The sequence below is a fragment of the Flavobacterium sp. H4147 genome (genome assembly GCF_029360735.1).
GTDB classification, from domain to species: domain Bacteria; phylum Bacteroidota; class Bacteroidia; order Flavobacteriales; family Flavobacteriaceae; genus Flavobacterium; species Flavobacterium endoglycinae.
In genome coordinates this window covers 26,617-40,785 of record NZ_JARKNB010000004.1, presented here as the reverse complement: position 1 = coordinate 40,785, position 14,169 = coordinate 26,617, and the positions used below count along the sequence as shown (strand labels likewise).

At 33.5% G+C, this 14,169-nt stretch carries 14 protein-coding genes and 1 tRNA gene; 3 read left to right on the top strand and 12 right to left on the bottom strand.

Annotated elements, in window-relative coordinates; translation table 11 throughout:
- Nucleotides 1-38 precede the first annotated feature (38 nt).
- The gene (locus P2W75_RS17480) at nucleotides 39-755 is read left to right on the top strand and encodes a 3-ketoacyl-ACP reductase (protein WP_276381471.1); all 717 of its coding nucleotides are present in this window, start codon (nucleotides 39-41) and stop codon (nucleotides 753-755) included.
- Between the two features lie 91 nt (nucleotides 756-846).
- Nucleotides 847-1,356: a hypothetical protein gene (locus P2W75_RS17475; RefSeq protein WP_276381855.1), complete on the top strand. Its 510-nt coding sequence runs from the start codon at nucleotides 847-849 to the stop codon at nucleotides 1,354-1,356.
- 94 nt (nucleotides 1,357-1,450) lie between these two features.
- Here the strand turns inward: P2W75_RS17475 and mtaB are convergent, their stop codons facing one another.
- Nucleotides 1,451-2,785 carry a tRNA (N(6)-L-threonylcarbamoyladenosine(37)-C(2))-methylthiotransferase MtaB gene (gene mtaB / locus P2W75_RS17470; RefSeq protein WP_207294998.1) on the bottom strand — a complete coding sequence of 445 codons (1,335 nt, stop codon included), beginning with the start codon at nucleotides 2,783-2,785 and terminating at the stop codon, nucleotides 1,451-1,453.
- Between the two features lie 477 nt (nucleotides 2,786-3,262).
- Between mtaB and P2W75_RS17465 the strand changes: the two genes are divergently transcribed.
- Nucleotides 3,263-3,784 (top strand): hypothetical protein, encoded by a 522-nt coding sequence (locus tag P2W75_RS17465; RefSeq protein WP_044048609.1) that lies wholly within the window; start codon nucleotides 3,263-3,265, stop codon nucleotides 3,782-3,784.
- Nucleotides 3,785-3,853: 69 nt separating this feature from the next.
- Here P2W75_RS17465 and P2W75_RS17460 read toward each other — a convergent pair whose 3' ends face one another.
- The 11 genes from P2W75_RS17460 to hisS form a co-directional block, all read right to left on the bottom strand.
- Nucleotides 3,854-4,384, bottom strand: coding sequence for a GNAT family N-acetyltransferase (locus P2W75_RS17460; protein WP_276381470.1), 531 nt, complete (start codon nucleotides 4,382-4,384; stop codon nucleotides 3,854-3,856).
- Between the two features lie 5 nt (nucleotides 4,385-4,389).
- Nucleotides 4,390-5,181: a Cof-type HAD-IIB family hydrolase gene (locus P2W75_RS17455; protein WP_276381469.1), complete on the bottom strand. Its 792-nt coding sequence runs from the start codon at nucleotides 5,179-5,181 to the stop codon at nucleotides 4,390-4,392.
- An 84-nt stretch (nucleotides 5,182-5,265) separates the two neighbouring features.
- On the bottom strand, nucleotides 5,266-5,484 hold the full coding sequence (locus P2W75_RS17450) for a putative signal transducing protein (protein ID WP_207294995.1): 219 nt from the start codon (nucleotides 5,482-5,484) through the stop codon (nucleotides 5,266-5,268).
- Nucleotides 5,485-5,715: 231 nt separating this feature from the next.
- A complete protein-coding gene (locus tag P2W75_RS17445; protein ID WP_276381468.1) occupies nucleotides 5,716-6,375 on the bottom strand; it encodes a DEAD/DEAH box helicase in 660 nt (219 codons plus the stop codon).
- Between the two features lie 99 nt (nucleotides 6,376-6,474).
- On the bottom strand, nucleotides 6,475-7,638 hold the full coding sequence (locus tag P2W75_RS17440; RefSeq protein ID WP_276381467.1) for a sigma-54 dependent transcriptional regulator: 1,164 nt from the start codon (nucleotides 7,636-7,638) through the stop codon (nucleotides 6,475-6,477).
- A gap of 193 nt (nucleotides 7,639-7,831) precedes the next feature.
- A complete protein-coding gene (locus P2W75_RS17435) occupies nucleotides 7,832-9,148 on the bottom strand; it encodes an ABC transporter permease (RefSeq protein WP_207294992.1) in 1,317 nt (438 codons plus the stop codon).
- Between the two features lie 79 nt (nucleotides 9,149-9,227).
- On the bottom strand, nucleotides 9,228-10,157 hold the full coding sequence (locus P2W75_RS17430) for an ABC transporter ATP-binding protein (RefSeq protein WP_276381466.1): 930 nt from the start codon (nucleotides 10,155-10,157) through the stop codon (nucleotides 9,228-9,230).
- 159 nt (nucleotides 10,158-10,316) lie between these two features.
- Nucleotides 10,317-11,426, bottom strand: coding sequence for a molecular chaperone DnaJ (gene dnaJ, locus P2W75_RS17425; protein WP_207294990.1), 1,110 nt, complete (start codon nucleotides 11,424-11,426; stop codon nucleotides 10,317-10,319).
- 72 nt (nucleotides 11,427-11,498) lie between these two features.
- Nucleotides 11,499-12,077, bottom strand: a complete 579-nt coding sequence (locus P2W75_RS17420) for a nucleotide exchange factor GrpE (protein WP_207294989.1) — start codon at nucleotides 12,075-12,077, stop codon at nucleotides 11,499-11,501.
- A gap of 333 nt (nucleotides 12,078-12,410) precedes the next feature.
- Nucleotides 12,411-12,484, bottom strand: a tRNA-Trp gene (locus P2W75_RS17415).
- A 162-nt stretch (nucleotides 12,485-12,646) separates the two neighbouring features.
- A complete protein-coding gene (hisS, locus tag P2W75_RS17410; RefSeq protein WP_207294988.1) occupies nucleotides 12,647-14,071 on the bottom strand; it encodes a histidine--tRNA ligase in 1,425 nt (474 codons plus the stop codon).
- Nucleotides 14,072-14,169: the final 98 nt, after the last annotated feature.

The following is a 14,169-nucleotide window of genomic DNA, read 5'->3' as shown; positions in this document are numbered from 1 at the left end:
CTTATAATGATGCTTTCTGCATTTCTAAAAATACAATCATGACCGATTTAAAAAATAAAAACGCTTTAATTACTGGCGCAGGAAAAGGGATAGGAAAAGCCGTTGCTGTTGCTTTGGCAAAAGAAGGTGTAAACTTGATCTTGGTTTCAAGAACTCAAAAAGATATCGAACAGCTGGCAGATGAAGTTTCAAATCTTGGTGTAAAAGCTTTGGCCTTAAGCGCCGATGTTTCTGATATCAATTCAATTACTACTGCCGTTGAAAAAGCTTTGGCGGAATTTAAATACATTGATATTCTGATTAACAGCGCTGGAATCGCTTCTTTCGGAAAATTCCTAGAATTGGAACCAGAAGCATGGGAAAGAATTATTCAAGTGAATTTAATGGGAACGTATTATACCACACGTGCCGTGATTCCAAATATGATCGAAAGACAAGCTGGAGACATCATCAATATTTCATCGACTGCAGGTTTAAACGGAAATGCGTTAACAAGTGCTTACAGTGCTTCTAAATTTGCTGTTTTAGGATTAACTGATTCTTTGATGCAGGAAATGAGAAAACACAATATTCGTGTAACTGCCTTAACGCCAAGTACTGTTGCAACCGATATGGCAAAAGATCTAAACCTAACAGACGGAAATCCTGAAAAAGTAATGCAGTCTGAAGATATGGCCGATTTGATTATTGCGCAATTAAAATTAAACAGAAGAGTGTTTATTAAAAACAGCAGTATTTGGTCTACTAATCCTTAAAAAGTAATTTCAATTTTTCAAGTTCCAATTCCAATTGCTTTCAAGTTTGGAATTTGGAATTTAAAATATTGGGATTTTTAAATTTATTATGATGGAACAATATTTAAGACAATTAATCGAAATTGAGTTTCTGGATAAAAAAGAAATTTTTACCGGATTCCTCATTGATTATTCTGATGATTGGATTTTGCTTCGAAACAATCCAGTTGATTTTGTATTGGATGGTTTTGTCATTTTGAGAAATAAAAATATTCAAAGCGTAAATAGAGATTCTGATTTGGCTTTTACTGAAAAGGTAATTCGCTTAAAAGGTTTAAAAACCAATTCTGAAGATATTATTCCAATCAAAGATTTAGCCACGATTATGAATTTTATTTCTGAGAAATACGGCATTTTTCAGATTGCCAAAAAATCATCTAAATCAGCTTATCTCGGAAAATTAATCGAATTGAACGCCGAAGAATTGACGATAAACTTTTTAGACACAAGAGGTCAGTTTGGCGGAGAATTAGGTTTTAATCCTGAAAAAATCAGAGTAATCGAGTTTGATACCGATTATATTAATTCTTTGAAACTGGTAATTCCTGATGATCAGAATTAGTTATAAAAACAAAGCCTCTTATAAAAGAGGCTTTGTTTTTTTGTAGTATATGAACTTTGGTCAAAGTTTAAAACTTTGACCAAAGTTCTAAATTTTAAGCTTCGGCCAATTTATTAACAAACTCCATACGAACACTTCCATCTTCATCGATTTTTGTTAAATTGATTTCTTGCAGCGTATTTACCAATTCTGGATTCCATGGTGTTTTTACTTTTACGTAATTTTCAGTAAATCCGTGAATGTAACCTTCTTTATTTTCTCCTTCAAAAAGAACAGTTCTCTTAGTTCCTAGCTGGCTTTCATAAAAAGCACGGCGTTTCTTAACCGATAATCCACGAAGCATTTTACTTCTTTTAGATCTAATATTAGCAGGAACAACTCCCGGCATATCGACAGCTTCTGTATTATCTCTTTCAGAATAGGTAAAAACATGCAGATATGAAATATCAAGATCGTTAAGGAAATGATACGTTTCTAAGAAATGCTCATCTGTCTCACCCGGAAAACCTACAATTACATCGACACCAATACAAGCATGAGGCATTACTTCGCGAATTTTATTAACACGATCTGTATATACTTCGCGCAGATAACGGCGTTTCATTAACTTCAAAATATCGTTGCTTCCTGATTGTAACGGAATATGGAAATGAGGTACAAAAGTTCGGCTTTTAGAAACGAATTCGATGGTTTCATTTTTTAATAAATTCGGCTCGATCGAAGAGATTCTTAAACGTTCGATTCCTTCCACTTTATCCAATGCCTGAACTAAATCCAGAAAAGTATGTTCGTGTTTTTTATTTCCAAATTCTCCTTTTCCGTAATCGCCAATGTTTACTCCGGTTAAAACAATCTCACGAATGTTTTGAGCTGAGATTTCTTTAGCATTTTTTAATACGTTTTCTAAAGCATCACTTCTTGAAATCCCACGTGCCAAAGGAATGGTACAATAGGTACATTTGTAATCACAGCCATCTTGAACTTTCAAGAAAGCACGTGTACGATCGCCAATAGAATAACTTCCTACGTAGAAATCAGCTTCAGCAATTTCGCATGAGTGCACTTCACCCATATCGTTTTTGCTTAAGTCGTGAATATAATCTGTGATTTTAAATTTTTCTGTAGCTCCCAAAACCAAATCAACACCATCTACAGCCGCTAATTCTTCTGGTTTTAACTGGGCATAACAGCCAACTGCTGCTACGAAAGCCTTTTCATTTAATTTCATTGCCTTTTTTACAACCTGCTTGAACTGCTTATCGGCATTATCGGTTACAGAGCAGGTGTTGATCACATAAATATCGGCAACTTCCTCAAAATCGACGCGGTCAAAACCTTCGTCTGTAAAATTTCTGGCGATTGTAGAAGTCTCTGAAAAATTCAACTTACAACCCAGCGTGTAAAAGGCAACTTTTTTTCTATTTTCCATAATTTTCTTAAATTAATGAAATCGTTGTCAAAAAATTTAAGGCTGCAAATTTACAAACAAAATTGGTAAAAGAAAATCAATAAGACACTTCATTTCAAGAAATTGTAATATTCATTAAAACAAAATGCAACATTGTTTCATGTCTTATTTTGATAAAACAATATTTTTTACGAACTTTATCGATAGAATTCAATAGGAATAAAATGACAAAAACATCGATTAAGTGCAAATTTTATCGATTAAGTGCATTTTTTATCGATTTAAATTGAAAAAATCTTACATTTACTTTTCTATAATTCGAGTGCTGGATTTATTCGGTTTGAAGAATTTTAGATGGTTTTGATTAATTTAATAATAAATCGGCCATAACAATTTTGAATTTTACTCGTTATGTTGTTGTTTTGTGTTACAAAATGAAATGGGAAAGCCGAAAACCAAAGAGAGTAGGCAAAAATTAAAATACAAATACCACGCTTTATGAAAGCATTTTTACCCACAATCTGCTTGATGTTCTTAACCGTTTTTAGTTCGCAAGCGCAAACTACTAATGCCCCTGTTGCAAATCCATTTCCTTCTATCAGTACTTTAACAACTTGGGCAAGTTTAAACTCTCAACAGCAATTTGATGTTGCAATCCGTGCCGTTGGATTTAAATTTGAAGTAAAAGAACCAGGTGAAGGATCTACAGCTTACACTTACATTCGTAAAGTAACTGTAAACGAAGTAAATTATACTGACAGAATTGTTTACAGAATTACAAACAACAATTCAGCAAGTATCATTTCATTAGTAACAGCTTCTACTGACTTAGTAAGTTTATATACACCACAATTGGCGACTTTTAAAAACAACAATTGTAAAACTGAAATGTCGAAAGATAAAAACACAACTTGCAGCTGCTACGAAAGTGCTAACTTCGCAATTGATCTTTGCGATGAGCGTGTTAAATTGACAATGGGTGACGGAAATAAGTATTTTGTTTCTGTAGCTAAAAAATAAATAAACCTCTGAGTGTTTCCAAATCTTTACAAATCTGATTTTGGTTTATAAAGATTTGGAATACGCTTCTCAGGTTAAATTAGGATTTTTGAGTTCGTACCAAACTTCTAATTCTTCCTCATATTCAAAAGAGTTTACATACTGTAAACCCAATTTTTCAAGTATTCTTCTTGAATTTTCATTTCCTGCATCTGCATACGCATAAATTGCATCTGCTTTTATTTCATTAAAAGCGTAGTCTACAAAAGCTTTTCCTGCTTCTGTTGCATATCCTTTTCCCCAATGTTTTTCGATGAAACGATATCCAATTTCGTAGAAATTTTTATGTCCGTTGATTTCATCTGTTATGAATTTTATTCCAGACCATCCCAAAAACTCATTGGTTTCCTTTAAAATAACTGCCCAGCGGCCAATTCCAAAATCTTTGTATTGTTTCTGAACGAAATGAATATATTTGATACTTTCCTCAATATGTTTAACGGGTCTATTGCCCAAAAATAAATGCACATTTGGATTCGAATCCAATTCAAACATACCATCAGCGTCTGAGAGCTGTAATTCTCTTAAAAGTAATCGTTCTGTTTCAATTGGTTTCTTCATATCGATTAATTTAAAATATAGCGCTGTACTACTTCGGCAACGCCATCATTATTGTTTGATGCTACAATTATATCTGCTTTATCACGTAATTCAGGAGCAACATTATCAACCCAAACTCCCAAACCAGCATATTCAATCATGGTTAAATCATTTCCGGCATTTCCAACAGCAATAATTTCATTTTGCTGTACTCCTAGTCTTTCTGCCAGAAGTTTTAGGCTTTCGGCTTTATCTATTCCGTTTTGAGCCACTTCAAGGAAAAACGGTTTTGACATCGAAACACTCAAATGAGGCATTCTTTGTTTCAAATCTTTTTCCAGTCCTTTTAAGTAAGATGGTTCTTCTAATAAAATGCATTTTACAGCAGGTCTGTCAACATAACTTTTAAAACTCGAAACTTTATGGTGATGCATTCCTGTAATTTCTTTTTCGACATCAATGTATTTAGAATCTGTTTCGCTTATAATTTCGTTATCCAGATACGTAATAATATGCGTTTTCTTTTCCTGGCTATAATCGTATAAAGCGTGAATTTGTTCTGGAGTTAATCTTTGTTCAAATAAAATAAAATCGTCTTTTACCCTGCTTATAATTGCTCCATTAAAGGAAATCATATACGAATCTTTCAAATCCATTTCCAGTTCTTTGGCATAAGCGGTCATGGCAGAAGTTGGTCTTCCCGAAGCCAAAACAACATGCACTCCTTTTGCCTGAGCTTCTAATAATACTTTTTTATTTAAATCAGATATTCTGTGATCGTCCGTCAACAAGGTGTCATCCATGTCGAGTACTAACATTTTGTATTGCATATTTTTTATTACTTTTCAGTCGCAGTTTTCAGTCTCGGTTTACAGCACAGAGATTGAATACTGAACACTTTTTTAAAGGCTCATTCTAAATTCTTCAATAACCGGATTTGCTTTTGCAAAATCAGTTTCTTGAATAAAAACTTCAACTGCTAAATCTGTTGCGCCAAAACCACCTAAACGAGCTGATTGAATATTGTCTTTTTTTACTGTTTCGACTCCAGCTTCTTCTAATCTTTCTTGTAAAGCAATTGCTAAAATTTCGCTTCCCGAAAACACTTTCATTAATCCCATTATACTTGTATTTTAATGTTAAGTTCTCAGTCTCAGTTTTCAGTTTCTAACCGTAAACTGTGACTGAAACTTATAATTTATTCTAATATATTTTTAATATAGTTTTAATATAGTTTTCAAATCGCGGTCTCAGTTTTCAGCATTGCAACTGTAAACTGAGACTGCGACTCATAAAAAATCCCGCTTTCCAATGACTGAGACTGAAAACCGGGACTGTATACTTCATAATAACTATTCTTCTTCAATATCGTCTTCATCTTCATCAAGTTCTTCTCCTTCTTCATCCATATCGAATAAATAAGGTTCGACCATGATTTTATCTGCCAAAATTTCGACACGTTCTGTCAATGTTTCAGAAAAGATAATTCGCTGTACTTTGGCAATACTGTTAGAAATACGTGTAATTTTCGGATCGTGGCGCAATTTCAAAATCGGGTCAGCATCATCCATGATAAACATTTTAAGACGGTTTACGTTATAACCCGCTGTACTAAACATATCATTTAACTTGGTCGGTGTTCCAATTAAAACATCAATTCCAGTAGAAATGTAATTTTTATCATAATCCATATCACCTTTATCGTGTACACCATATACTTCGAGATTAGCATATTTTCCTAATTTCTCAAAAAGTTCAACCATAGCACTCATTTTATCTTTGTCTTCGACAATAATCAAAGCACGAGGCGATTCTTCATTTTTTCCTGCCAATTGCTGAATTACATTCAATACAATTGTAGTTGTTTTTCCACTTCCGTTTGGAGAAATAATCACACAATCAGCACCACTTTTTATGGTTGAAAAAGTTTCCATCTGCAAAGCGTTTGCTTCTGTTAAACCATTTTCAATTAAAGCGTCCTGTAATTTCTCGTTTATTTTTTTTAGTTTCATTCTTAATGATTAAAAGATTTCAAAAATTGAAAAATTGAAAAATTCTTAGCTCATTGCTTAAATTTTTAAATCATTAAATTTTTAAATCATTAAATTAATTTACTTGCTTGCAAACATTTTCACATCACTTTCAGAGATTTCGTTTCCTCCTAAAATAATTAATCTTTCTACTACATTTCGAAGCTCACGAATATTCCCTGTCCAATCGTATTCTTGTAATAATTTTATGGCTTGCGCCGAAAAAGCTTTAACCGCATTTCCTTGTTCTGAAGCAATTTTTTCTGCAAAATGCGTAATCAAAGCCGGAATATCATCACGTCTTTCATTCAAAGGCGGAACTTTTATTAAAATTACAGCCAGACGATGGTATAAATCTTCTCGGAAACGACCTTCAGCAATTTCTGTTTTTAAGTCTTTATTGGTTGCCGCAACTACGCGAACATCAACTTTTATGTCTTTATCAGCTCCAACTCTGGTAATCATATTTTCTTGAAGCGCACGCAAAACTTTGGCTTGCGCCGAAATACTCATGTCTCCAATTTCATCTAAGAAAATAGTTCCTTTGTCGGCTGCTTCAAACTTTCCAGCACGATCTTTCACTGCCGATGTAAATGCTCCTTTTACGTGTCCAAACAATTCACTTTCGATCAGCTCGCTTGGAATCGCCGCACAGTTTACTTCAATTAAAGGAAAACCAGCGCGCTCACTTTTTTCGTGTAACTGATGTGCTACTAATTCTTTACCAGTTCCGTTTGGTCCAGTAATTAAAACTCTGGCTTCAGTTGGCGCTACTTTATCAATCATCACTTTAATGTGATTAATTGATTCGCTGTCACCAATCATTTCGTAGTTTTTGCTGACTTTTTTCTTTAGGATTTTATTTTCAACTACTAATTGTTTTTTATCCAAAGCATTACGAACTGTATTCAGTAAACGATTTAAATCCGGTGGTTTTGAGATGTAATCAAAAGCTCCCAAACGCATCGTTTGAATCGCAGTTTCCATATCGCCATGACCTGAAATCATGACCATCGGAATTTCTGGTTTTACTTTTTTTACTTCTTCTAAAACCTCAACACCGTCCATTTTTGGCATTTTGATATCGCACAAAACCAAATCGTAATCGTTGTTTTTTATTTTTTCGAGTCCCACAACTCCATCTTCAGCTTCATCAACTTGATACGAATCATTCTCTTCTGATAATATTTTTACCAAAACTCTTCTAATCGCTGCTTCGTCTTCGATAATTAGTATTTTACTCATTTTTTCTTTTAAGGTTCAAAGTTGCAAAGGCTCAGAGGGACAAAGTTGTAAAACCTTTGTCTGCAATGATACTTTTTAACCTGTTATATAATATTTCTTCTGTTTCTAGTACATTTCAAGGTCGTTTTTCTAAGTTACAAAAATTCAAAACCTTTGAACCTTTGTCCCTCTGAACCTTTGCAACTTTATAAAATTAGTACTTCAGCCACTTATACAATTCTTTCCAAGTCGGTTTTTTGCCATACATTAAAATACCTACTCGGTAAATCTTGGCTGCGAACCAGACCACAAGGAAAAAGGTTGCAAACAATAATGATACCGAAATTGCAATTTGCCACCACGGCACGCCAAACGGAATACGCATGAGCATTACAATTGGTGAGGTCAACGGAATCATCGAAAAGATAACCGCAACACTTCCGTGAGGATCGTTTACTACTGTAAAAAAACCAATGTAAACACTTAGGATTAGTGGCATTATGATTGGCAGTAAAAACTGTTGGGAATCGGTTTGATTATCGACTGCTGCTCCAATTGCCGCATAAAATGAACTGTATAGAAAATAGCCTCCAATAAAATAAACCACAAATCCGATTATGATACTGGCAATTGGCAGATTCCATAATTCAGCGATGTACATTTGTGCTGATCCTGAAAATTCGTGCTGTGCTGACTGCATTAACTCAGGCGAAATTCTGGCTGTTGGTCCAACATTTATTCCGAAAAACGCCGAAGAGGCAAACATTAATCCTAATCCAATAACTGCCCAAATCATAAATTGCAGAATTCCGGCTAAAGAAGTTCCAACAATTTTACCAATCATTAGTTGAAATGGTTTTACAGATGAAATAATGATTTCGATAATTCTATTTGTTTTTTCTTCGATTACGCTTCGCATTACCATATTTCCGTAAATGATAATAAACATCATAATCAAATAACCAAAGGCACCGCCAATTGCAATTTTTATTTCATTTAATCCTTTTAAACTTTCTTCTCCAGAAGCTTTTACCAAATGAATATTGACATCAGACTGCGCTTTCTGAATCGCCAAAGTATCTAGTTTGGCGCTTTCCAGATTTATTTTTGTGATTTTTGAAGCAATGACATCTTGTGTACTTTCAATAAAAGAAATACTTGGACTGTTATTTGAGATAAACTCGATTTTGCTTTCTAAATCTTTTATTTTTTTTGTTTTCGGAATAACAATTAAGCCGTTGAAATTTTCTTTTGTAATGCTGTCTTTTAAAGCTTTTACATCTATTTCGGATAAATTCAGATATTTAAATTCTGCTCCTTTTTTATTTTCTTTCAAGAAATCTGAAGCAAAAAGTCCGGTTTCGTCATGAATAGCAATTCTTTTTGTTTCTGCTTTCATGGTACTTAGATAGCCAATGAAAACAGCAATAGCCACAAATAAGAGCGGACTCAAAAAAGTCATGACAACAAAAGATTTATTGCGGACTTTGGCAATAAATTCTCTTTTTATAATCAACGAGATAATACTCATAAAATATTTTAATTTTCAAATTCCAAATTCCAATTGAATACGTTCTAAATTGGAATTTGGAATTTAATTATTGGAATTTTTAAATTTTGTTCTCTGTTACAGTTTGTATAAAAATATCGTGTACACTTGGAATTTTTTCTACGAAATGCGTTACTTGTCCGCGTTGTGTCAGCACATGTAATAATTCGTTTGGAGAAGCATTTCCAATTTGAATATTTAGTTTTAATTCGTCATTCAACGATTTAAAATTAGCAGGCGAAACGGTAAATTTTTGAGTGATATCGTACATTAATCCTTCAACATTATTCGTTAGGATTCCAACTTCAAAACTATTGGTTTTAAACTGACGTTTTACATCGCCAATTTTACCTTCGATTAGTTTATTTGATTTATGAATCAACGCAATATTTTCACAAAGTTCTTCTACACTTTCCATTCGGTGTGTCGAAAAAATAATGGTTGAACCTTGTTCTTTTAATGCCAGAATTTCATCTTTAATAATATTGGCATTTACAGGATCAAAACCAGAAAAAGGTTCGTCTAAAATCAGCAGCTTTGGTTTATGCAAAACACAAACTACAAACTGGATTTTCTGCGCCATTCCTTTAGAAAGTTCTTGAATTTTCTTGTTCCACCAGCCTTGAATTCCCAAACGATCGAACCAGTAATCCAATTGTTTTTTAGCTTCAGCTTTAGAAAGCCCTTTCATTTGAGCCAGATACAAACATTGTTCTCCTACTTTCATGGAGCTATACAAACCTCTTTCTTCTGGAAGATATCCAATAGTCTGCACGTGTTTAGGCTGCAGTTTTTCTCCATCCAAAATGACTTCGCCGCTGTCGGGCATGGTAATTTGGTTTATGATTCTGATAAGGGAAGTTTTACCAGCTCCATTAGGACCTAAAAGTCCATATATACTGCCTTTAGGCACATTTAATGAAACTTCGTTAAGCGCTACATAATCGCCGTATTTTTTTACGACTTTATGTACTTCAAGTAAGTTGCTCATGCTGTTTTATAGATTTTCTGCGTCACTTTACCGATTCTGGTTTCAGCGACTGTAAAAGTAAATAATTCGAAGCGAAATTGTGTCATATTACGCAAAAAACCCATTCTAATTTGCACTAGAATGGGTTTTTAATATGTATAACATTCGAAGGAAGTTAGATTATGAGAACATATCTTTTACTTTTTCAAAGAATGATTTTTCTGATTTCTCTGGACTTGGCGCAAAATGCTCATTATTTAAAGCATTTTCAAAGAATTGTTTTTGTTCTTTGTTAAGCGTTCTCGGCGTCCATACATTTACGTGAACTAATAAATCTCCACTTCCGTATCCGTTTAAACTTGGAATTCCTTTTCCTTTTAATCTTAAGATTTTTCCAGACTGGATTCCTTCTTCTAATTTAATACGAACTTTTCCGTTGATCGCTTCAATATCTTTTGAAGCTCCTAAAACTGCTTCTGGGAAACTAATATATAAATCAAAGTGAACATTTTCTCCTTCACGTTTTAAGAATTCGTGCTCTACTTCTTCAATAGCAACAATTAAATCTCCAGGAATACTGTTGCTTCCCGGTGCATCGTTTCCTTTATTAGAAACTTTTAACTGCATTCCGTCAACAACTCCCGCAGGAATTTTGATTGATACTGTTTCATCTTCCTGAACCATACCTTGTCCGTCTGCTTCAGAAGGTTTTTTATCTAAAATCTGGCCAGAACCACCACATGAAGGACAAGTTGATGCAGATTGCATTCTTCCTAAAATAGTGTTGGTTACACGCATTACTTGTCCTTGACCATTACAAGTTGTACAAGTTTTATACGTAACTCCTTTTGCCTGAACTTTACGTTTTACTTTTACTTTTTTCTCAACTCCATTTGCAATCTCTTCTAAAGTTAGTTTTACTTTAATTCGAAGATTACTTCCTTTCGCACGGCGAGGACCTCCGCCTCCGCCTCCGAAACCGCCAAATCCGCCACCAAAAATATCACCAAACTGGCTGAAAATGTCATCCATATTCATACCTCCGTGACCGCCAAATCCACCAGAACCATCAAATGCTTGATGACCGTACTGATCGTATTTTGCTTTTTTCTGCGGATCACTTAAAACTTCATAAGCTTCTGCCGCTAATTTGAAGTTTTCTTCTGCCTCTTTGTCGCCTGGGTTTTTATCAGGGTGGTATTTTAAAGCACTTTTTCTATATGCTTTTTTAATTTCGGCAGCATCAGCATTTTTTGAAATGCCTAGTATTTCGTAAAAATCTTTTTTCATAATTAGATTAAGTTCCAAATCTTAAAAATTCCAAAATCCAAAAAAACGCACTTGAAATTCTTATTGCATTTTTTAGTTTCCAACCACAACTTTAGGGAAACGAATAATTTTGTCTCCTAATTTGTATCCTTTTTCAATAACATCAACAATTTTCCCTTTTAATTTATCAGACGGAGCTGGAATTTGGGTAATTGCTTCAGCGATATCAGCATTAAATGCATCACCTGCCTGTATTTCTACCTGCTCTAAACCTTTAGAAACTAAAGTATTTTTAAATTTATCATGAATCAACTCCACTCCTTTTTTAAGGTTTTCGTCGTCAGATTTGTTGATTTCTACTGCAGCTCTGTCAAAATCATCTAAAACTGGAAGCATCGCCAATAAAACTTCTTGGTTTGCTGTTTTAAATAATTCAAGACGCTCTTTTGAAGTTCTTTTTTTGTAATTTTCAAATTCAGCGAATAATCTTAAAAACTTATCTTTTTCTTTGGCTAAGTCTTGAGCTAATTGCTCCTCAACACTTAATTCTTCAACAATTAATTGCTCTCCATTAGCGTTAGTCTCTATCGTTGCATCATCTAATTCCTGATCGAATTCTGTATTTTCCGTAGTCATATTACTTTTATTTTTAAAAATATTCTTAAACTTCATTTTTTATTTCTTTCTGTTGGATTGCAAAAGTACTGCCAAATATTGTAAAATGTCAAATTGTCACTTTATTAATTATGAGACTTTTAAAAGGTGCAAAATAGTAAATAAAAATTTATTATAATTTTAAGACTATTACGTTGTAGTTTATCCTATCTTTGATGCCAATAAAAAACTAAAATTATTACCACCAAAAATTGAATTTAAGGGTTGGCTTCGGCCTCAAAAATAATTATTAATTCAAGTTTACCTTATATTAAAAAAAGCTTCGCCTATAGAGACGAAGCTTTTTTTTGCTTTGTTCCCAAACAACTATTGTCATTTGATCTATTTTTATGGCACGGGCGGAGGGATTCGAACCCCCATCAACGGTTTTGGAGACCGCTATTCTACCCTTGAACTACGCCCGTAACTTGACCGCAAATTAAAAGCTTTTTTTTCTTTTCTGGCAATTATTTCTCGCAGATTTAGAAGATTTCTAACGATGCAAAAGCTATCTAATTAAAAATCAATTTTTAACCTTCTGAAATTTTTAAAAACTTTTTGTCTTTGGTCGCTTAGCGTTTCTCTTTTTAAAGCAAAGAATTCTTCAATCCTTCAAAATCAACAGAAATCTGCTCGCCTGTTACTAAGTTTTTAAGCGCAAAAGTATTCGATGCAATTTCCTGATCGCCTGCAATTACTGCAAACGGGATTAAACGTTTATCGGCATATTGAAATTGTTTTCCAACTTTTACGTTATCCGGGTATAATTCTACTTTTATATTTTCTTGTCTTAATTTTTGAATAGCTTTTGAAGCATACAAAGCTTCTTTATCTCCAAAATTTAAAAATATTGCTTTTGAAGTCGCTGCAACGGTTTCTGGAAATAATTGTAATTCTTCTAAAACTAAATAGATTCTATCTAATCCAAAAGAAATTCCAACGCCGCTCATATTTTTTAAACCAAAAATACCCGTCAAATCGTCGTATCTTCCGCCGCCGCCAATAGAACCCATTGAAACGGTTTTTGGTGCTGCAACTTCAAAAATAGCTCCGGTATAATAATTTAGACCTCTTGCCAAAGTAACATCTAGATCTAAAATTGCAGTTGACAGACCTAAATCGGCAACATTGTCACAAATAAATTTAAGTTCTTCAACGCCTTTCATTCCTTCTTCAGATGAAGATAACATTTCTGAAAGCTGATTAATTTTATCTGCAAAAGTTCCAGAGAAACTAAATAGTGGCTGTACTTTAACAAGCGCTTCTTCTGAAATTCCTTTTTCGATCATTTCTTTCTTTACACCATCTTCTCCAATTTTATCTAATTTATCAAGAGCAACGGTAAAATCGATTAATTTATCTGAAGCCCCAATTACCTCAGCAATTCCAGATAAAATTTTTCGGTTATTGATTTTGATTGTTACCCCTTCTAAACCTAAAGATGTAAAAACAGTATCGTACAATTGAACTAATTCAACTTCCTGCCAAAGTGATTTTGAACCTACAACATCAGCATCGCATTGAAAAAATTCTCTAAAACGACCTTTTTGTGGATTGTCAGCTCTCCAAACCGGCTGGATTTGATATCTTTTGAAAGGAAATTCAATTTCACTTTGGTGTTGCACAACATATCTTGCGAATGGAACTGTCAAATCGTAACGTAAAGCTTTCTCAGAAATTTTTCCTGTAAATTTATTCAGTTCGATTCTTTGTTCTAAAGTTATTTTCTCAGCAGAATTTAATTGTAATTCTTCAATTGATTCTGGCAATTCAATTTTACTTTTATTATAGAAAAAATTTCCAGAATTTAAGATCTTAAAAATCAGACGATCTCCTTCTTCTCCATATTTCCCCATTAAGGTATCTGAATTTTCAAACGAAGGCGTTTCGATTGGCTGAAAACCAAATTTTTCGAAATTAGCTTTTATTGTTTGAATAATATATTGACGTTTTGACACCTCAGCTGGTGAAAAATCTCTTGTTCCTTTTGGTATACTTGGTTTTGAAGCCATCTTTTTTATTTTAGATTTCTGATTTAAGATTTTAGATTTTAGATTGTTCCAATCTTTATCTAAAAATCTTATAATATTAATTTATTTTTAGATTTTTT